The organism is Streptomyces nidicola, assembly GCF_050106155.1.
Taxonomy (GTDB): Bacteria; Actinomycetota; Actinomycetes; order Streptomycetales; family Streptomycetaceae; genus Streptomyces.
In genome coordinates, this window is record NZ_JBNBPI010000001.1 from 8,211,891 (window position 1) to 8,231,054 (window position 19,164).

Here is a 19,164-nt window from a genome sequence, read left to right on the forward strand (position 1 = left end):
CACCACGTGCTGCAGAGAGGAAGAGGAGCCGCCATGACCACGCCCGCACCGAGGCGGCGGCCCCCCACGGCGCAGCAGTTCGTCCTCGAGGAGCTGCGCCGGGCCATCACCAGCGGCGAAATCAGGCCGGGCATGCCGATCCGGCAGGACGCCCTCGCCGAGCAGCTCGGCGTGAGCCGGGTGCCGCTGCGCGAGGCGCTCAAGACGCTGGAGGGCCAGTCCCTCGTCGTGCACCACGCGCACCGCGGCTACTTCGTGGCCGAGCTGTCCCTGGCCGAGCTGCGCGAGGTGTACCGCATCAGGGAGATCCTGGAGGCCGAGGCCGTACGCGAGGCGATGCGCGGCGGCGGCGCCGTCCTCGACGCCCTCGAGGAGGCCCAGGAGGAGGTGGAGGCGCAGGCCGCCGCGGCGGATGTCGCGGCGATGGCGGCCGCCAACCGCAGATTCCACTTCGTCCTCTTCGAGGCGTCCGGCATGCACCGCCTGGTCCAGCTCATCGCGACCCTGTGGGACGCCACCGACGCCTACCGCTCCCTCTACTACGCGGACTCGACCAGCCGTACGCATGTCATCGACGAACACCGAGCGGTGCTCGACGCCCTGCGCGAGGGGCGCACGGAGGACGCCGTGCGGCTGCTCGACGGCCACCGCGAGCATGCGGTGGCCGCGCTGGAGGGGCTGCTCGGGGACGGGGAGGGGGCGGGGGCGTAAATCGGTGGAGCTGCCGCACCGGACCACCTAGGTTGACCGGGTCCGGTCCACGATCCCGCGTGTGCAGAACGAGGTGTGCTTGATGACGGTCCGAGCAACGGCGGCCGACTCCGGTCGACCGTCCTTCACGGAAGCCCCGACCTCATCGAACGTAAGGAACACCCCTCGTGGATCTGCCACGCATCTTCACCGTCCGCGAAAGTAGCCACCGCATCCACAACCCGTTCACCCCGGGCAAGCTCGCCGACCTGGGCCGGGCGCTGCACCTGGCGCCAGGGACCCGGGTGCTCGACCTCGCCAGCGGTTCGGGCGAGATGCTGTGCACCTGGGCCCGCGACCATCAGGTCACCGGGACCGGAGTGGACATCAGCACGGTGTTCACCGAGAAGGCCCGCGCCCGCGCCGCCGAACTCGGTGTCGCCGACCGGGTCTCCTTCGTCCACGGCGACGCCTCCGGGCACGTCGCGGACGAGCCGGTCGATCTCGCCGCGTGCGTCGGGGCGACCTGGATCGGGAGCGGCGTGGCCGGCACGGTCGACCTCCTCGCCAGGAGCCTGCGCCCCGGCGGCCTGATGCTCATCGGCGAGCCGTACTGGCGCCGTGAGGTGCCGGACGAGGACACCGCCAAGGCCTGCCACGCCACCGGCAAGGACGACTTCCTGCTGCTGCCGGAACTGATCGAACGCTTCGGCGGGCTCGGGTACGACGTCGTGGAAATGGTGCTGGCCGACCAGGACAGCTGGGACCGGTACCAGGCGGCCCAGTGGCTCAGCATGCGCCGCTGGCTCGACGCGCATCCCGAGGACGAACTGGCCTCCGAGGTACGGGCCGAGCTCACCACCGAGCCCGCCCGCTACACGCGGTACCAGCGCGAATATCTGGGCTGGGGAGTCTTCGCGCTGATGGCGCGCTGACGGCCTCATGACAGCGGGGCCGGGGAGCACGCTGTGTGCTTCCCGGCCCCGCTCATCTTCTGATGCCCTACGAGTGATGTCCTACGAGGTCAGCAGACGCTGTCCGACGGCTTCGGGTTGCCGAGGCCGAACAGCGGGCGCAGACGCAGTCCCGCCCACGTGCCGAGGATGGCGACGGCGCCCCAGATCCAGCCGTGCAGCGAACCGGAGACGATGCCCGCGAGGTACGCGCCGATGTTGCAGCCGCCCGCGAGGCGCGCGCCGATCCCCATCAGGATGCCGCCGACGACCGCGGCGATGGCCGTACGGGCGGGGATGCCGCGGTGCAGCTTCCACACGCCGCCCGCCGCGGCGGCGACCGCCGCGCCGACCATGATGCCGATGTCGGTGAGGCTCGTCTTGTCGGCGAGCACCGGGCCTGCCAGCTGGGCGGAGTTGCCGGGCTGCTGCCAGAACGCCCACGTCTCGGGGGACCCGCCGAGCGCGCCCACCACCTTCGAGCCCCACAGCGCGAACGCGCTCGTCACGCCCCACGCGCCGCCGGACACCAGCAGCACGCCCGCGCCGAGCACCGCGAGCACCACGGCGCCCGCCGCCAGCGGCCAGGAGCCACGGACCGTACGGAGCAGCGCGCCCTTCGCCGACGGCGGGGTGCCGACCGGCGGCGGGTTGCGGCGGGCCTGCACGGCCCGCGCGATGAACCAGATCGCGGCGAGCGCGACGATGGTGATCGCCCAGGAGCCGAACCAGCCGACGTGGTCGGACAGCAGATACGGGTCGAGCGCCGGCAGATCGCTCCAGAGCCCGAACTGCCAGGCGGCGAGGGTGGAACCGACGATGAACCCGAAGAGCGTGAGGACGATCGAGCTCTGCCCCGAGCCGACCGCGAACAGGGTTCCGGACGCGCACGCGCCACCGAGCTGCATGCCGATCGCGAACAGGAACGAGCCCACGATGAGGCCGATGCCGATCGGCCCCGCACTGGGCGCGGGCACCGAACCGAACAGCCCGCTGCCGGTACCGATGATCAGCGCGAAGAGCGTCGCCGTCGTGCCGAGCAGCAGGGCGTGCGCCCGCAGCCCGGTGCCGTTGCCGACGGCCACGAGCTGCCGCCAGGCCGAGGTGAACCCGAATCGCGAGTGGAACAGGGCGAACCCGAGCCCGAGACCGAGCAGCAGCAGGACGCCCGGCTTGGCACCGTGCGTAGCGAACACGTAGGCGTCGAGCGCCGCGCCGATGACTCCGGCACCGACGAGCGGCCCCCACCGGGTGGGCGGCGCGGCCTCGGCGACCGGGGCGGGCGAGGAGGTGGGGGACGGTGCGATCAGGGCGGCGCGCGGCGGCGCCCCGGCGGGGGGAGCGGTGGTCACGGCAGTTCTCCGGCAGGTGGAGTGGGAACGTTCGGGCGCGGTGGAGGAACGTCAGCGACGACAGAGCGCGTCGTCGACACTCCACGTCGTGGCCGCGAAGAGCGCGAGAGCCAGGTGACGAGCGGGACCGAACATGTGCGCCACTTTAGGGTTTCCGCCGGATTCCGTGGGAGCGCGTCTCACATCGCGGGCGCGACATGAGACGCGAGCGGATTCCTCAGGCCGTGGCCAGCGACACCTCTGTCGACTTCAGCAGGGCGACCACCGTGGATCCGGCCGCCAGGTGCAGGTCGGCGGCGGCGTCCTTCGTGATGGCGGCGGTCAGCTCCGCCCCGCTGATGTCGACCCTGACCGAGGCCATGGCACCCCCGGTGGCGACGTCCCTGACCGTGCCGGGCAGCTGATTGCGGATGGACAGGCCCTCGACGGGCGCTGTCGCGAGCGCCACCTCGGTGGACTTGACCAGGGCGCGGACCGCGGACCCCGAGGCGAGGCCCAGGTCCTTGACGGACTCGAGGGTGATGGCGGCCGTGAGGTCCTGGCCGCCGTCGAGGCGGACCTTGACCGTCGCCATCACCTCGCCCGTGGTGACGGCGGTAACGGTGCCGGGAAGCTGGTTGCGGATGGAGAGGGCCATGGCGATGCGCCTCGCAAAGTCGGGATTATGGGGTTTTTGCGTGTGCTTCACCCTAGAGTCCCGGCACTCCGAAGGACCCGTCACGCCGGGTACGCGTGCGTCTGTGTCGCCTTGACCGTGGCCCACACCGTCGCGCCGGGGTGCAGGTCGAGTTCGGCCGCAGCCACCGTCGTGAGGTCCGCGGCGAGGGGGAGGCCGCCGGAGAGGGCGGCGCGGATCTGGTCGCCGTGCGTCTCCATCCCGCTCACCTCGCACCGCCACAGATTGCGCGCGCTCGACCCCGTGGGCCGCTCCCGGTGCAGCGTCACGGCGCTGGGCGGAAACGCGACGAAGACCGGCCCGTTCAGTTCCTCCGTCGTCGTGATCGCGGGGCCGTCGTCGTCGACGTGGACGGTGTGGCCCTCTGCGCGGCCCCGGTACAGGTTGAGGCCGACGAGCTGGGCGATGTAGTCCGTGCGCGGGCGGCGCGCGACGTCCGACGGGGCGCCGTCCTGGACGACGTGGCCGTGTTCGATGACGACGAGCCGGTCGGCCAGCACCATCGCGTCCAGCGGATCGTGGGTGACAAGCACCGCCACCGCCTCGAACTCGGCCAGGTGACGGCGGAGTTGGGCGCGCACGTCCAGGCGGGTGCGGGCGTCGAGCGCGGCGAGCGGCTCGTCGAGGAGCAGCAGCCGCGGCCGGGTGGCGAGCGCGCGGGCGAGCGCGACCCGCTGCGCCTGCCCTCCGGAGAGCCGGCGCGGCTTCGCCCCGGCGTGCTCCGCGAGCCCCATCCGGTCGAGCCAGGCCTGCGCCTGCGTACGAGCCTCCGCCTTCGCGGCACCCTGGCAGCGCGGCCCGAATGCCACGTTGTCGAGCGCGCTCAGATGCGGGAACAGCAGATAGTCCTGGAACACCACGCCCACCGGGCGCGACTCGGGCGGCGTGCCGTCGAGCGGGGTGCCATCGAGGCGGAGGTGTCCGGCGTCGAGGGGCGTCAGGCCCGCGAGCGCCCGCAGCGCGGTCGTCTTCCCGGCCCCGTTCGGCCCGAGCAGCGCGACGACGTCGCCGGGGTTCGCGGTCAGCGCGACGTCCAGCCGGAAGGTGCCGCGGTCCACGACGAGCCGCGCGTCGAGCCCCGCCCCCGCCACATCCTCGGGCGCCAGTGTCTTCTGAAGGTCGGTCATGACGCGGTCATCCAGCGGTCACGCAGGCCCGCGAGCACCGTGATCGACACGGCGAGCAGCACCAGGCTGAGGGAGATCGCCGCGGCCGGGTCGCTCTGCATGGCGAGGTACACGGCGAGCGGCATGGTCTGGGTGCGGCCGGGGAAGTTGCCTGCGAAGGTGATCGTCGCGCCGAACTCGCCGAGCGCCCGCGCCCACGCGAGCACCGCGCCGGCCGCGATCCCGGGCGCGATCAGCGGCAGCGTCACCCGCCGGAACGCGGTGAACCGGGAGGCGCCGAGCGTCGTGGCGGCCTCCTCGTAGCGCGGATCGGCCGCCCGCAGCGTGCCCTCGACGCTGATCACGAGGAACGGCATCGCCACGAAGGCCTCGGCGATCACGACACCGGTCGTGGTGAACGGCAGCGTGATCCCGAACCAGGAGTCCAGGTACTGCCCCACGACACCATTGCGCCCGAGCGCGGTGAGCAGCGCGACGCCGCCCACCACGGGCGGCAGCACCAGCGGCAGCGTCACCAGGGCCCGTACGAGACCGCGCCCCGGGAACTCCGTGCGCGCGAGCAGCCACGCCAGCGGCACCCCGAGCACCAGACTCACCAGCGTCGCCAACGTGGCACACACCAGCGACAGTTGGAGCGCCTGCCACACCTCGGGGCTGGTCAGCTGCTCCGGCAGCTGCGCCCACGGGGCCCGTACGAGCAGCGCGATCAGCGGCACCACCAGGAACGCAAGACCCACCAGCGCGGGCACGAGGAGCGGCAGCGGAGGGACGCGGCCACGGCGCCGCCGCGCCCCACCCTCCACAGTGTCGTTCGCCGCCACGGTCACGGCTTCAAGAACCCGGCTTCGGTCAGCGCCTTCTGCCCGTCGGCGGACTTGACCAGCTCGATGAACGCCTTGCCCGCCTCGGCGTTCGGCGCCTTCTTCAGCGGGGCGATCGGGTAGTCGTTGATGGCGTCCTTGGACTCGGGGAACTCCACGCCCTCCACCTTGTCACCGGCCGCGTGCACATCCGTCTTGTACACGACCGCCGCGTCCGCCTCCTTCAGCTCCACCTTCGTCAGGGCGCTCTTGACGTCCTGCTCGTACGAGACCGGGGTGAGCTTCAGCTTGCTGGAGGTGAGGGCCGTCTGCGCGGCGGCGCCGCACGGTACCTCCTTTGCGCACAGCACGACCTTCTGGCCGGGCTTCGTGAGGTCCTTGAGAGACGACACCTTGTTCGGGTTGCCGGGGAGGGTGGCGATCTCCAGCTGGTTGCGGACGAAGGTGCTCGGCTTGCCGTCGGCGTCACCGGCGTCGGTCACCGTCTTCATCGTCTTGGGGCTCGCGGCCGCGAACACATCGGCGGGGGCGCCGCCGGTGATGCCCGCGGCGAGGCTGTCGCTGCCGCCGAAGTTGAAGGTGACCTTGGTGCCGGGGTGCTCCTTCTCGAACTGCTCGCCCAGCTTCGTGAAGCTCTCCTTGAGGGAGGCGGCGGCGAACACGTTCACCGTCCCGGACAGCTTCTTGCCGCCGGAGTCGCCACTGGAGGAGGAGCCGGAGGAGTCCGCGTCGGACGATCCGCAGGCGCTCAGCGTCAGCACCGCCGCCGCCCCGATGCCGGTCACCTGAAGCATGCGGCGGGTCGTGGTCCTGCGCGCGGAACGGGTTGTCACGGTTCAGCTCCCCTGCTGTGTCCTGGAACGCTTACGGCGACCATACTGCCGCATCTGCCAGGGGTAAGTCCCCTGTGGGTTCGCATGATCCCGGTGGGTGGACGGTATGGGTGCGCATGTGCGTTCGTACGTACACACCGTTGCGTAGGCGCGGTGGGGTCGACCGGAGGAGCGTGCTCACGTGCGGTCGATATGGACATTCGTCGACTTCACGCGCGCCGTGGCCTCCATGCCGACCTCCAGGCCCAGCTCCTCTACCGCCTCCCGCGTGAGCAGTGAGACGAGCCGGTGCGGCCCGGCCTGGATCTCCACTTGGGCGGCGACATCGCCGAGCTTCACGGCCGTGACGATGCCGGGGAACGCGTTGCGCACGGAGGTGTACGAGGGGTGGTCGTCGGCGTCGTCGCCCGCGGCCAACTCCACGGAGAACGCGGCGAGATCCGTGCCCTGGACGACCCGGCGCCCACTGGCGTCGCGGTGTGTGACGATCCGCCCGGCGTCCGCCCACCGCCGCGCGGTGTCGGGGCTGACGCCGAGCAGCCGTGCGGCCTGGCCGATTGTGTAGGACTGCATGCGGCAAAGATTAACTTCCGGTCACCGCGCGGAGATCGTGCGGCGCCCCGGCCGAGAGCGTCGCGATGGGCCGCCTACAGCTGCGCGAACAGTCCCTCGAGCGGCGCGGGCACACACCCCGCGTCGTATGCCGCCTCGGTCAGCAGTCGTCCGTAGCGGATCTTGCGGCCCGCCTTGGTGCCGAGGAAGCGGCGCAGCCGGCGGTGCGCGGACCTGTCCTGCTGGGCGGGCTGGCGGGCGAAGGTCTGCCAGGGATGCCACTCGCCGGCTTCCCGGACGACCCCCTCGACCCGTGCGACGCCGAGCGCGCGGATGAACTCGTCCTCCAGATCCGCGACACACACGAAGACGGTGCCGCCGCCCGGCCCGCCGATCTGCCCGCCGCCCGGCTCCAGCGCGCGGTCGTAATAGCGCCGCTCGCGCTCGTCGCACAGCCCGGTCAGGCGCAGCCCGAGCCCTGCCGGTCCGAGCAGCCGGGCGTACCGGCCGACGTTCATCGCGCCGCCCATGGACACGACGCACACGCCCTCGGCCGCGAGGTCCCGCCCGCGCCGCTCGGCGAGCGCGTCAACCGCCGCGACATCACTGAGCCCTTCGAGGAGTACGGCGCCGCGCACCCGCAGCCGCACGGCCAGCTCCCGGGCCTGCGTACCGGGACCACCGGCGGCCCACTCGGTGACCGCCTGGTGGAACGCCTTCATGCCTGCCGTGTCCGTCGTCTCCGTCACGCGCTCAATCCTCTGCTGGAAGGGCCGGGAGCCCAACCGAGTATCACGGCGAGGAGGAATCTCGGTCGAACCGCTCCCGCGCCGCCCAGCGCCGGTACTAGCCTCGAAGTCCGTTCAAAACGCCCACGCGTGCCGTGGGCACATTCCGCGGGCCGTTGCTACGGGCACGTACCGCGGCCCTCATACGGCTGTACGGCAACCCCCAGGGACCGGCATGGACGACGCCACACCTTCAGGACCCCGTCTCTTCGAGCGAGACCTCGAAATGGCCGCGGCGACGCGGGCGTTGGACGCGTTGTGCGGTTCGCGGCGCACCGGCGGAGTCGTCGTCTACCGGGGCGAGGCGGGAGTCGGGAAGACCGCGCTGCTCACCCGGATCGCGGACGCCGCCCGCACGCGCTGCACCGTGTACGCGGCACGGTCCGGCGAGTCCACCACGCATCAGCCGTTCCACCTGGTGCGGCACCTGCTCGGCCCCGCGCTCGGTTCGGACACACCGCGCTCCGCGTCCGGTCCCGCCCTCGACGTCGCGGGGCCCGCCCTCGGTCTCAGCGCGCCCGGCGCCCGCCCCGCCGACCCGCAAGGCGTGCGTGACGCGCTCGACACCCTCCTCGCCGAACTGGCCCACGAGCGGATCGCCGCGAAGGACGGCCCCCTGGTACTGCTCGCCGACGACGCCCACTGGGCCGACGGCGAGAGCCTCACCTGGCTCGCCTCCCTCGCGCCACGCCTCGCCGCACTGCCGGTCCTGCTCGTCGTCGCGCACCGCCCCGAAGAACTCGCGGACGCCTCGCGCGAGGCCGCCGCCGACCTCGCCGCACTCGCCCGCGCCGCCCGCCTGCACGTCACCCTCCAGTCCCTCACCCAGGAGGCCACCGGCGACCTGGTGCGGGGCGTCCTCGGCGACCTGGCCGACGACGTGTTCTGCCGCGAGGTATGGGCGGTCACCACCGGAAACCCCTACGAAGCCGTGGAGTTGCTCGCCAAGTGCAGCGCCCGCGGCCTCGCTCCGACGCAGGACGCCGCCATCGTGCTGCGCGCCTTCGGCACCACGGCGCGCGGCGGCGGCATCGTGGCCCGGCTCGGTGAACTCGACGCGGACTGCAACCGGTTGGCGTGGGCCGCGGCGGTCCTCGGCGCCGACATCACATTCGCCTCGGCGGCGGGCCTCGCGGGCCTGCCGCCGGAGCGGGCCACCCGGTGCGTCCAACTGCTGCGCGAGGCCCGCATCCTGGCACCCGACGGCGGGCCGGGCGGTCCACGCCCGGCCGCCTTCGGCGAGATCCTCGACCCCTCCGAGCCGCTCGACTTCCAGCACCCCCTCGTCGGCACCGCCGTCTACCGCAGCGTCCCGCCCGCCACCCGCACCGCCCTGCACGGCCAGGCCGCCTGGACACTGACCCGGCACGGCCACGGGCCCGCCGCGATCTCCCGGCACCTCCTCGAGGTGCACCCCGATGACGACCACGAGGCGGTCCGACTGCTGCGCGCCGCCGCCGCCGAGCACCTGGCCGTCGGCGCGCCCGAAGCGGCCCGCCGCTGCCTGGAGCGCGCCCTGCGCGAACCGCCGTCCGTCGTCGACCGCGCCCAGGTGCTGTACGAACTCGGCTGCGCCTGTCTGCTCTCCTCGCCCGCCACCACCGTCGAGCACCTGCGGGCCGCCCTCGAACTGCCGGGCCTCACCGAGCAGTTGCGCATCGACGCCACCCTGCGCCTCGCCCAGGCCCTCGCCCACAGCAACCAGATGCGGGACGCCGCGCGCTGCGTCGCCGACAGCGCCGCCGTCACGCCGCCCGGCACCCAACAACTACGGCTGCTGGCCGCCCGGTTCATGTACGAGGCGTTCCTCGCCGAGGAGGACGACGGACCCGCGCGGTCCGAGCAACTCGCCCTGCTCGCCGACCCGCTGCCCGGCGCCGACAACGCCGAGCGCGCCCTGCTGACCCTGCGCGCCTTCGACGCGATGCTGCGCGGCGAGCCCGCCGACCACGTGTCCGACCTGTGCGACCGCGTCCTCGTCGACGGACGGCTCCCGCCCGGTCTCGGCTGGACCGACACCGAATGGGGCTTCGAGATCCCCGCCCTGCTCGGCATCGCGCTCGCCTACATCGACCGGCTGCACGACGCGGAGGGCCTGTTCACGGAGGGGCTGCGCACGTTCGAGCTCGGCGGCTGGAGCGGCGCCCATCTGGCCTTCGCGCACATCCTGTGCGGAGCCGTCGAGCGCAGGCGCGGGCGCCTCGTGGAGGCCGAGGCGTACCTGCGCGAGGGGCTGCGTCTCGCCGAACGCGTCGGCGACCGGGTCACCGTCCAGTGGGACGCGCTCTGCCTGCTCATCGACACACTGCTCGCCCGCGGCCACGTCGACGAGGCCCACCAACTGGCCGACGACCACGGCTTCCGCCCGCCCTACCCGGACGCGCTGATCCTCCCCGACGCCCGCTCCGTGCGCGGCCGCCTGCTGCTCGCGCTCGGCCGCACCAAGGAGGCCAGGGCCGAACTGGAGGGCACGGCCGCCTCGACGACGATCCGCGGCCGCCACAACGTGCAGTGGGCGCCATGGCCCTACGACCTCGCCGACCTGATCGCCGAGGAGGACCCGGAGCGCGCCGCCACGCTGCTCGCCGACGCGCGCCACTGGGCCGGCGTGCTCGGCACCCGCAGCGTCGTCGGCGAGTCCCTGCGCCGCGCGGCGGCGTCGGCGCCACCGGAGCGGGCACGCGCCCTGCTCACGGAGTCGATCCACCAGCTCTCCGGCTCCCCGGCGGCCTACGAGGAGGCCGCCGCCCGCCTCGACCTCGCCGAATCCACCACCGACCCCAGCCAGGCCCGCCGCGCGCTGACCCTGGCGGAGACGTGCGGCGCGGACGGCTTGGCGGAACGGGCGAGGGCGTTGCTGTAGGCACTTCGAGTACCTGCGGCGTGGACGAAGTGCCCGCCAATCAAGCCCGCGACGTAGGCAACGCCCGCCGCACCCCACGGGTCAGCCCGCCGCCGGCTCCGTCAAATGCCGCCACGTCCGCACCAGTTGGCTGAACTCCTTCACCTGCACCAGCACATGCTCACGCGCCGCGTCCTCCGCCTGATCCGCCGCCCCCGCGGCAATCGCGTCGGCGATCGCCCGATGTTCCGCGAGGGACCGCCGCATCCGGTCCGGCACCCTCAACTGCAGCCGCCGGTAAGGCTGAAGGGCCCGCTTGAGCGCATGGGACTGCTGGCGCAGATACTCGTTGCCGCACGAGTCGTAGACGATCGCGTGGAAGCGGGCGTTGGCGTAGTAGTAAGGATCGGCGTCGCCCGCGCGCGCATGCTGCTCGCACTCCCGCAACGCGTCCTCGAGCTCGGCGAGCGCCTCGCGCTCTATGCGGCGAGCCGAAAGCCTCGCCGCCATCCCCTCCAGCTCCGCCATGACCTCGAAGCGCTCGGCCAGCTCGGACACGCTCAGCTCGGTGACGTATGTCCCCTGCTTCGGGCGGATCTGTACGAGGCCGGACCGCTCGAGGGCCTGCAACGCCTCGCGCACCGGCGTACGCGAGCAGCCGAACTCGCGCTCCAGCTCCGCCGGGTCGAGGCGTTCGCCCGGCCGGTACCGGCCGTCCACCACCGCGTTCTCCAGGGCGTCGCGCACGCGTCTGGCCTCAGGGACTCGAGCCATCTCCACCTCCGATTGCCCAGATTATCCGCCCGCTCCAGGGGGTGGCGCCGGTCACTCCTGTGATCTACCGTGCGCTTGTTATATACATCATGCCCCACGATGCATATCCGGCGTCGTGGGGAGACGTGGGCAGGAGCGCAGATGGAACGGCGTGCGGAACACCACGGCGAACACCATGACGACCGTCACGACGGCTGGCTGCTCACCGACCTCTACCGGGCCCTCGGAAAGGTCGGCGCGGGAGCGGACGGCGGTGCCGACCGGTCGGCCGCCGACGCCCCGCTCGACCAGCTGCTCGCGGCCTGCGAAGTCCTGATGAGCGACGTCGGCGAGGCCTCCACGCGCGCCGTGGCGGCCCGCGCCCTCGCCGCCTACGACGCGCTGGACGACGCCGACCGGCTCGCCTTCTTCGCCCACATCACCAAGACCTACGACGCCGACGCCGAGCGGGTCCGCGCCGCCTACCGTCACTGGGAAGAGGCCCGCGCCACCGGCTCCCAGGGAGAGGCGGAGCTCGTCCGCCTCTTCGACGTCGTCGAGCCGGTCCGCCAGCAGCTGCTGCGCCGCATGAACCACGCACCCGACGCCACCCTCGCCCTGGTCCACATGCGCGCCGACCTGCGCCGCCTGCTGCCCGCCCACCCCGAACTGCGGCCCCTCGACCACGACTTCCACCACCTGCTCACCTCCTGGTTCAACCGCGGCTTCCTGCGCATGGAGGAGGTCACCGTGGACTCGCCGCCCGAGCTGCACCGGCATCTGCTGCGCGGCGAGCGGGTGCACCCGATGGCGTCCGAGGCCGAACTGCGCCGCCGCGTCGAGCCCGAGGACCGCCGCGTCTACGCCTTCTTCCACCCGGCCATCGGCGACGTACCCCTGATCTTCGTGGAGGTCGCCCTCGTCCGCGGGCTGCCCGACAGCATCGCCCCGCTGCTCGAACCCGGCCCCGCGCTCAGCCCCGCGCACGCGGACACAGCGGCGCTCTACTCCATCAACAACGCGCTCGACGGCCTCGCCGGAGTCTCCTTTGGCAGCTTCCTCATCAAGCAGGTCATCGAGCAGGTCGGCGAACAACTCCCGCACCTGACACAGTTCGCGACCCTGTCACCCATCCCCGGCTTCCGGGCGTGGCTGGAGGGACGGGCCGAGCATGAGCCCGAACTCCAGGATCTGGCAGCGGAGTTGAGCGCCCCGGCAGTCGCCGCCGATGACGCCGAGCGCATTCGCCCCCGCCTCCTCCCGGTCCTCGCCCGCTACATCGTCGCCGAACGCCGCGCCGACGGCCGCCCCCTGGACCCCGTCGCCCGCTTCCACCTCGGCAACGGCGCCGCCGCCTGGCAGCTCGACTGGCCCGCCAACTCCTCGCCCGAGGCCTGGCGCCAGTCCTACGGCGCGATGATCAACTATCGCTACGAACCGGACCAGTTGGAGCGCCGCCACGAGGACTTCGTGCGCCGGGGCTCCGTCGCGGTCGGCGGCCCCCTCGAAGAGGACTTCCCGCAGCACGAGGCCCCGTACGACCGGGCCTCGGAGGAAAAGGAGAAAGGAACCACCCCGATGACCACCCCGACGAGCACGCAGCCGAGCCCCTCGACGGCGCCCTTCCGCACCATCCACCGGTCCTTCGTCGAGCAGGCGGAACTCCGGCCGGACAAGGCGCTCTTCGAGCTGCCCGACGGGCGGTCCGTGACCTACCGCGAGACCGCGGACACCGTGCGGCGCATCGCGGCGCGCCTCGTCGCCGACGGCGTCACCCCCGGCGACCGCGTCGCCATGCAGGTCGACAAGTCCGTCGAGGCCATCGCCCTCTACCTGGCGACGCTGCGGATCGGCGGCGTGTTCCTGCCGCTCAACACCGCCTACACCGGCGCCGAGATCGACTACTTCATCGGCGACGCCAAGCCGCGCGTCCTCGTCTGCCCGCCCCAGCGCCGCGCCGACCACGCCCACCGCGAGGGCCCGGACCTCGTCGTCGAGACCCTCGGCACCGCGGGCGACGGCAGCCTCCTCGAAGGTGACGCCCACCACGACGACGTGTACGAGGCGTCGGCGAGCGACCCGGCGGCCATCCTCTACACCTCCGGCACCACGGGTCGATCCAAGGGCGCGATCCTCACGCACGAGAACCTCGCCTCCAACTGCGATGCACTGCTGGGCAGTTGGCAGTTCACGTCCGAGGACCGGCTGATCCACGCCCTGCCGATCTTCCACGTCCACGGTCTGTTCGTCGCCGCCAACATGGTGCTCGCCTCGGGCGCCTCCATGTTCTTCCTGCCGAAGTTCGACGCCGACGCGATCGCGGAGCTGCTGCCGCGCGCCACCGTGCTCATGGGCGTGCCCACCTTCTACACACGCCTCCTCAAGCACGAGAAGGTCACCCCGGAGACCTGCGCCTCCATGCGCCTGTTCGTCTCCGGCTCGGCGCCGCTGCTCGCCAGCGACCACGAGGCGTTCGAGGCCCGCACGGGACACGCCATCCTTGAGCGCTACGGCATGACCGAGACCGGAATGAACACCACCAACCCGTACGAGGGCGGGCCCCGCAAGCCCGGCACCGTCGGCAAGGCGCTGCCCGGCACGGAGATCCGCGTGGTGGACGCCGAGACCGGAAAGCCGCTGCCCGACGGAGAGGTCGGCAGCGTCGAGGTCCGCGGCCCCAACGTCTTCGCCGGCTACTGGCAGATGCCCGAGAAGACCGCCGCCGAGTTCCGCGAGGACGGCTTCTTCATCACCGGCGACCTCGGCCTCATCGACGACGACGGCTACCTCTGCATCTCCGGGCGCGGCAAGGACCTGATCATCTCGGGCGGCTTCAACGTCTACCCGAAGGAGATCGAGACGCTCCTCGACGCCCACCCCACGGTCCTCGAATCCGCCGTGATCGGCGTCCCGCACCCGGACTTCGGCGAAACGGTCGTCGCCGTCGTCGTCCCCGCACCGGGCCAGGAGCCGCAGGAGCAAGACCTCATCGACTCCATCGCCCCCGACCTCGCCCGCTTCAAGCACCCGCGCGCCGTACGCGTCGTGGAGTCGCTGCCCCGCAACGTCATGGGCAAGGTCCAGAAGGCCGAACTCCGCAAGACCTACGCGGACTTGTTCGCGAAGGCCTGATCTCTACCCGTCCTTACGTTTCCTGGCTCCACCCCCCACGTTCTTGCTTACTTATTTCCCGGTCTCTCAGTGTGGAGAAGACGATGGTCCTCTATGGAGTGGCAGCGCTGGCGGTGTGCATGCTCACGGGCACGCTCGTCGGTGAATACCTCGGCGAGGCGCTCGGCGTCGACGCCAATGTCGGCGGCGTCGGCTTCGCCATGATCATGCTCGTGTTCGCGACCCACTGGCTGCGCCAGAAGGGCAAGTTCCCCGAGGCGAGCGAACAGGGCGTGCTCTTCTGGAGCGCGATGTACATCCCGATCGTCATCGCGATGGCGTCGACGCAGAACGTGTACAAGGCCGTCACCGGCGGCCCGATGGCTCTCCTGGCCGGCCTCCTCGCGCTCGTCGCGGGATTCGCCCTCGTGCCGGTGATCGCGCGGATCGGTGGAAAAGGGGAACCCTTGCCGCCCCTGAGTGACGCGAGCGCGGACGCGGCGGAGCCCGCCACCGAGAAGCAGGGGGCCTGACGTGGATACGTTCGTCTCCGTCTGCAAGGACAACGGGCTCATAGTCGCCTTCGCCCTCGTCGGCACGCTGATGCTGGTCTCGGCGTGGCTGTCCAAGAAGCTGACCCGAGGGCGGCTTCAGGGCTCCGCCATCGCCATCGTGCTCGGCCTCGCGCTCGCCTACTGGGGCGGCTCGGCGACCGGGGGAGAGGCGGGGATCGCCGACATCACCGCGCTCTCCGGGATGAGCCTGATGGGCGGCGCGATGCTCCGCGACTTCGCGATCGTCTCCACCGCGTACGGCGTCGACCTGAAGGAGATCAAGGGGGCGGGGCCCGCCGGCGTCCTGTCGATCCTGCTGGGCGTCCTCGTCTCCTTCGTCGCGGGCGCGCTCATCGCCGCGCTCTTCGGTTACCGGGACGCGGCCTCGCTCGCGACCATCGGCGCGGGCGCGGCGACGTACATCGTGGGTCCCGTCACGGGCACCGCGGTGGGGGCGAGTTCGGACGTGATCGCGCTGTCGGTGGCCGCGGGTCTGGTCAAGTCCGTTGTTGTGATGGTGGGTACGCCGCTGGTCGCGCGCCTGATTGGCCTGAACAACGCCAAGTCGGCGATGGCCTTCGGCGGTCTGCTCGGCACCACGTCCGGCGTGGCCGGCGGCCTCGCGGCCACCGACAAGCGACTCGTCCCGTACGGGGCGATGACCGCCACCTTCTACACGGGCGTCGGCTGCCTCCTCGGCCCGTCGCTGTTCTACGTGTCGTTGAGGGCGCTCGTCGGCGGCTGACAGGAATCGCCGACAGGAAGTAGGGAAGGGGCCCGCGCCGGGCTTGCCGGGCCCCTTCCGCGTTCGTAGCGCCGCACCACTTTCACGTTCGTAGCACCGCCCCACTTTCGCGTTCGTAGCTCCGCACCATCCAGACTCCCGTTCACCGGAAGAAGGTTGTGCACATGCCTCGACTCCGTACGCTCACGACCGTCGCAGCCGCCGTCCTCGCCCTCGCGGGCGGCGGTCTCGCCGCCGCCCCGCACCCCGCCGAGGCCAGACCCCAACAGGGCGGCGGAAACGCCTGGTTCACCTCCTGGGCCCAGTCCCAGCAGGACGCGGCGACGGACCCACTGCGCGACCAGTCCGTCCGCACCGTCACACATCTCAGCCAGGGCGGGGACGGCGTCCGCGTCCGCATCCAGAACACCTTCGGCACGGCGCCCCTGGAGGTCGGCGGCGCGTCCGTCGGCCTGAGTGGCGACGGGGCATCCATCAAGGGCGACACCCATCCCGTCCGCTTCGACGGGAAGACCCACGTCACCGTCCCCGCGGGCGGCGAGGTGTGGAGCGACCCCACCGGCCTCAAGACGGCCGCCCAGGACGACGTGGCCGTCTCCGTAGCGCTCAAGGGCGCCGCCACCCCGGGGCAGCACCGCACCGCGCTGCGCACCAACTACCTGACGCCGGAGGGCACAGGCGACCACACCGCCGACACCAGCGGCGCCGCGTACACGAAGACCGTCGACGCCACCTACCTGGTCAGCGCGGTCGACGTGCACAACTCGCGGTTGAACGGCACGGCGGTCGCCTACGGCAGCTCGGTCGTCGACGGCGTCGGCAGCACCAACTGCGGCCCCGGCTGCACCGAGACCGGCACCAACCGCCGCTGGACCGACGACCTGGCGCGCCGCGTGCACGCCGAACTCCCGCGCACCGAACAGGTCGCCATCGCCAACGCGGGCATCAGCGGCACGACGAGCGCGGCCGACTGCCCCGGCGCCCCTTCGAACGTGAAGGGCCTCGACGCCGCGAGCCGTCTCAAGAGGGACGTCCTCGCCCTGCACGGCGTCACCTCGGTCCTGTTCTACTACGGCACCAACGACCTCGCCTTCGGCTGCGACGGGGACCAGATCCTGGCCAGCTACAAGAAGGTCTTCAAGGAACTGCGCGACGCCGGCATCAAGATCTACGTCACGCCCATCACTCCCCGCCCCGGCTACACGGACCAGAACAACCTGGACCGCCACACGGTCAACCTCTTTACGAAGAAGGCGAGTTCGTGCGCCGGGACCTGTGACGGCGTCATGGACTTCGACGAGGTCCTGAAGGACCCGCTGCACCCGAACAGCATCAAGCCCGCGTACGACAACGGGGACGGCGTCCACGCGAACATCGCCGGGCAGCAGGCGATCGCCGACTCGATCTCGCTGCGGATGGTGGCCTCCGGCTCCCTGTAGGACCCTGGGATTTGCCTAAAGGTGTTAGGCAGATGCACACTGGTTTTCGGTAACAGCCAGGGGTGTGAGGGAAGGGCGTACGGTCATGGCACGCGTCGGACTGACCGCGGAGCGACTGGCGCGGGCCGGTGCCGAACTCGCCGACGAGGTGGGCTTCGAGCAGGTGACCGTCTCGGCCCTCGCCCGGCAGTTCGACGTCAAGGTCGCGAGCCTGTACTCGCACGTCAAGAACTCGCACGACCTGAAGACGCGGATCGCCCTGATCGCTCTGCAAGAGCTGGCCGACCGGGCCGCCGACGCCCTCGCGGGGCGGTCCGGCAAGGCCGCCCTCGTCGCCCTCGCCAACGTCTACCGTGACTACGCCCGTGAACACCCGGGCCGCTACGCCGCCGCCCAGTACCGGCTCGACCCGGAGACGGCGGCGGCCAGCGCGGGCGTCCGGCACGCGCAGATGACGCGGGCGCTGCTGCGCGGCTACGACCTCACCGAACCCGACCAGACCCACGCGGTCCGGCTCCTGGGCAGCGTCTTCCACGGCTACGTCAGCCTCGAACTGGCCGGCGGATTCAGCCACAGCGCACCCGACTCGGACGAGAGCTGGGCGCGCAGCCTGGACGCGCTCGACGCACTGCTGCGGAACTGGCCCGAGCGGGCGTGAGCCCGCACGCCGTCCACCCTCTTGATCAACAGATTGACGCCACAGTGAACAGCACGAACAGCCCGAACCCCGTCCACACATTGACCACCACACCGCTGACGGACGACCTCGTCCACGGTGCGATCGACATTGAGCGCACCGCCCGCGGTCTCCTCCCGCACCGCCTCCCCGCCTGGGCCCGCGCCCAGAACACGGACGGCCAGCTGGCCATGGCCGAGTCGCAGCCCTCCGGCGTCCGCCTCGCCTTCCGCACCCGCGCCACCGTCGTCGAACTCGACACGGTGCCGACCAAGCGCGTCTACGCAGGCGTGCCGCCGCGCCCCGACGGCCTCTACGACCTGCTCGTGGACGGACGGCTCGCCGGCCAGGGGAGCGTGACGGGCGGCGACACCCTGACCATCGACATGAGCGCGGGCACCTTCGAGCACGCGCCGGGGGAGCCGGGCACGCTCCGGTTCGCCGGTCTGTCCGACGCCCCCAAGACCGTCGAGATCTGGCTGCCGCACAACGAGACCACCGAGCTCGTCGCCCTGCGCACGGACGCGCCCGTGGAGCCCGCCGCGCCCCTCGGGGAGTCCGACCGCAAGGTGTGGCTGCACCACGGCAGCTCCATCAGCCACGGCTCCGACGCGGCGAGCCCGACCACGACCTGGCCCGCGCTCGCCGCCTCCCTCGGCGGCGTCGACCTCGTCAACCTGGGCTTCGGCGGCGGCGCCCTGCTCGACCCGTTCACTGCGCGCACCTTGCGGGACACCCCGGCCGACATGATCAGCGTCAAGATGGGGATCAACGTCGTCAATGCCGACCTGATGCGCATGCGGGCCTTCACCCCGGCCGTGCACGGCTTCCTCGACACCATCCGCGAGGGGCACCCGACCACGCCGCTCCTCGTCGTCTCGCCGATCCTCTGCCCGATCCAGGAGAAGACGCCCGGCCCGCTCATGCCCGACTTCAGCTCCGTCGCCGAGGGGCAGATGCGCTTCATGGCGACCGGCGACCCGGGGGAGGTGGCCCAGGGCCGGCTCACCCTCGAAACCATCCGCGAGGAACTGGCCCGCATCGTCGCCCAGCGCGCCGCCGACGACCCGCACCTGCACTACCTCGACGGCCGCGAACTGTACGGCGAGGCCGACCACGAGGAACTCCCGCTGCCGGACGCCGTCCACCCCGACGCGGCCGCCCACCGCCGCATCGGCGAACGCTTCGCCGAGCTGGGGCTCGGCCCCCTGAAATGACAGCCGAGCGGGCGGGTTAGCATATGAGCGCCGCC

Annotated in this window: 17 protein-coding genes; 9 read left to right on the top strand and 8 right to left on the bottom strand. The window is 71.9% G+C overall.

Going from position 1 to position 19,164, the window contains the following annotated elements; genetic code table 11:
• Nucleotides 1-33 precede the first annotated feature (33 nt).
• Nucleotides 34-711 carry a GntR family transcriptional regulator gene (locus tag ACOKM3_RS37120; protein WP_426905654.1) on the top strand — a complete coding sequence of 226 codons (678 nt, stop codon included), beginning with the start codon at nt 34-36 and terminating at the stop codon, nt 709-711.
• A 167-nt stretch (nt 712-878) separates the two neighbouring features.
• On the top strand, nt 879-1,625 hold the full coding sequence (locus tag ACOKM3_RS37125; RefSeq protein WP_426905655.1) for an SAM-dependent methyltransferase: 747 nt from the start codon (nt 879-881) through the stop codon (nt 1,623-1,625).
• Nucleotides 1,626-1,714: 89 nt separating this feature from the next.
• Here ACOKM3_RS37125 and ACOKM3_RS37130 read toward each other — a convergent pair whose 3' ends face one another.
• The 7 genes from ACOKM3_RS37130 to ACOKM3_RS37160 form a co-directional block, all read right to left on the bottom strand.
• Nucleotides 1,715-2,995, bottom strand: a complete 1,281-nt coding sequence (locus ACOKM3_RS37130; RefSeq protein WP_426905656.1) for a YeeE/YedE family protein — start codon at nt 2,993-2,995, stop codon at nt 1,715-1,717.
• A gap of 217 nt (nt 2,996-3,212) precedes the next feature.
• Nucleotides 3,213-3,632 carry a TOBE domain-containing protein gene (locus tag ACOKM3_RS37135; protein WP_266716622.1) on the bottom strand — a complete coding sequence of 140 codons (420 nt, stop codon included), beginning with the start codon at nt 3,630-3,632 and terminating at the stop codon, nt 3,213-3,215.
• Between the two features lie 80 nt (nt 3,633-3,712).
• Complete coding sequence (locus tag ACOKM3_RS37140; protein WP_426905657.1) at nt 3,713-4,798, bottom strand: ABC transporter ATP-binding protein; 1,086 nt, start codon at nt 4,796-4,798, stop codon at nt 3,713-3,715.
• On the bottom strand, nt 4,795-5,619 hold the full coding sequence (gene modB / locus ACOKM3_RS37145) for a molybdate ABC transporter permease subunit (protein ID WP_266716626.1): 825 nt from the start codon (nt 5,617-5,619) through the stop codon (nt 4,795-4,797). Before modB ends, ACOKM3_RS37140 begins: the two co-directional genes overlap by 4 nt.
• A gap of 2 nt (nt 5,620-5,621) precedes the next feature.
• Nucleotides 5,622-6,413, bottom strand: coding sequence for a molybdate ABC transporter substrate-binding protein (gene modA / locus ACOKM3_RS37150; protein ID WP_426906991.1), 792 nt, complete (start codon nt 6,411-6,413; stop codon nt 5,622-5,624).
• Nucleotides 6,414-6,629: 216 nt separating this feature from the next.
• Nucleotides 6,630-7,025, bottom strand: coding sequence for a TOBE domain-containing protein (locus ACOKM3_RS37155; protein WP_426905658.1), 396 nt, complete (start codon nt 7,023-7,025; stop codon nt 6,630-6,632).
• Between the two features lie 74 nt (nt 7,026-7,099).
• The gene (locus tag ACOKM3_RS37160; protein WP_426906992.1) at nt 7,100-7,726 is read right to left on the bottom strand and encodes a TOPRIM nucleotidyl transferase/hydrolase domain-containing protein; all 627 of its coding nucleotides are present in this window, start codon (nt 7,724-7,726) and stop codon (nt 7,100-7,102) included.
• A gap of 241 nt (nt 7,727-7,967) precedes the next feature.
• Here ACOKM3_RS37160 and ACOKM3_RS37165 point away from each other — a divergent pair, with 241 nt between their 5' ends.
• Nucleotides 7,968-10,655: an ATP-binding protein gene (locus ACOKM3_RS37165; protein ID WP_426905659.1), complete on the top strand. Its 2,688-nt coding sequence runs from the start codon at nt 7,968-7,970 to the stop codon at nt 10,653-10,655.
• 81 nt (nt 10,656-10,736) lie between these two features.
• Here the strand turns inward: ACOKM3_RS37165 and ACOKM3_RS37170 are convergent, their stop codons facing one another.
• Nucleotides 10,737-11,408, bottom strand: coding sequence for a GntR family transcriptional regulator (locus ACOKM3_RS37170; protein WP_426905660.1), 672 nt, complete (start codon nt 11,406-11,408; stop codon nt 10,737-10,739).
• 141 nt (nt 11,409-11,549) lie between these two features.
• Between ACOKM3_RS37170 and ACOKM3_RS37175 the strand changes: the two genes are divergently transcribed.
• The 6 genes from ACOKM3_RS37175 to ACOKM3_RS37200 all read left to right on the top strand — a co-directional run bounded on the left by ACOKM3_RS37175 (nt 11,550) and on the right by ACOKM3_RS37200 (nt 19,129).
• Complete coding sequence (locus ACOKM3_RS37175; protein ID WP_426905661.1) at nt 11,550-14,519, top strand: AMP-binding protein; 2,970 nt, start codon at nt 11,550-11,552, stop codon at nt 14,517-14,519.
• 83 nt (nt 14,520-14,602) lie between these two features.
• Nucleotides 14,603-15,031 (top strand): malonate transporter subunit MadL, encoded by a 429-nt coding sequence (gene madL / locus ACOKM3_RS37180; protein ID WP_426905662.1) that lies wholly within the window; start codon nt 14,603-14,605, stop codon nt 15,029-15,031.
• Nucleotide 15,032: 1 nt separating this feature from the next.
• On the top strand, nt 15,033-15,797 hold the full coding sequence (gene madM / locus ACOKM3_RS37185; RefSeq protein WP_426905663.1) for a malonate transporter subunit MadM: 765 nt from the start codon (nt 15,033-15,035) through the stop codon (nt 15,795-15,797).
• 164 nt (nt 15,798-15,961) lie between these two features.
• Entirely contained in the window at nt 15,962-17,236 is a 1,275-nt protein-coding gene (locus ACOKM3_RS37190) for a GDSL-type esterase/lipase family protein (RefSeq protein WP_426905664.1), read from the top strand.
• An 85-nt stretch (nt 17,237-17,321) separates the two neighbouring features.
• Nucleotides 17,322-17,894, top strand: a complete 573-nt coding sequence (locus tag ACOKM3_RS37195) for a TetR/AcrR family transcriptional regulator (RefSeq protein WP_426905665.1) — start codon at nt 17,322-17,324, stop codon at nt 17,892-17,894.
• A 44-nt stretch (nt 17,895-17,938) separates the two neighbouring features.
• Nucleotides 17,939-19,129, top strand: a complete 1,191-nt coding sequence (locus ACOKM3_RS37200) for a GDSL-type esterase/lipase family protein (protein WP_426905666.1) — start codon at nt 17,939-17,941, stop codon at nt 19,127-19,129.
• Nucleotides 19,130-19,164 lie beyond the last annotated feature (35 nt).

Bases quoted from the DNA above. Each gene is read 5' to 3' on its own strand.
- ACOKM3_RS37190 (WP_426905664.1), top strand. From the start codon at position 15,962: ATGCCTCGACTCCGTACGCTCACGACCGTCGCAGCCGCCGTCCTCGCC.
- ACOKM3_RS37140 (WP_426905657.1), bottom strand. From the start codon at position 4,798: ATGACCGACCTTCAGAAGACACTGGCGCCCGAGGATGTGGCGGGGGCG.
- ACOKM3_RS37170 (WP_426905660.1), bottom strand. From the start codon at position 11,408: ATGGCTCGAGTCCCTGAGGCCAGACGCGTGCGCGACGCCCTGGAGAAC.
- ACOKM3_RS37155 (WP_426905658.1), bottom strand. From the start codon at position 7,025: ATGCAGTCCTACACAATCGGCCAGGCCGCACGGCTGCTCGGCGTCAGC.
- ACOKM3_RS37135 (WP_266716622.1), bottom strand. From the start codon at position 3,632: ATGGCCCTCTCCATCCGCAACCAGCTTCCCGGCACCGTTACCGCCGTC.
- ACOKM3_RS37175 (WP_426905661.1), top strand. From the start codon at position 11,550: ATGGAACGGCGTGCGGAACACCACGGCGAACACCATGACGACCGTCAC.
- ACOKM3_RS37160 (WP_426906992.1), bottom strand. From the start codon at position 7,726: ATGAAGGCGTTCCACCAGGCGGTCACCGAGTGGGCCGCCGGTGGTCCC.
- modA (WP_426906991.1), bottom strand. From the start codon at position 6,413: ATGCTTCAGGTGACCGGCATCGGGGCGGCGGCGGTGCTGACGCTGAGC.
- ACOKM3_RS37165 (WP_426905659.1), top strand. From the start codon at position 7,968: ATGGACGACGCCACACCTTCAGGACCCCGTCTCTTCGAGCGAGACCTC.
- ACOKM3_RS37120 (WP_426905654.1), top strand. From the start codon at position 34: ATGACCACGCCCGCACCGAGGCGGCGGCCCCCCACGGCGCAGCAGTTC.
- ACOKM3_RS37195 (WP_426905665.1), top strand. From the start codon at position 17,322: ATGGCACGCGTCGGACTGACCGCGGAGCGACTGGCGCGGGCCGGTGCC.
- madL (WP_426905662.1), top strand. From the start codon at position 14,603: ATGGTCCTCTATGGAGTGGCAGCGCTGGCGGTGTGCATGCTCACGGGC.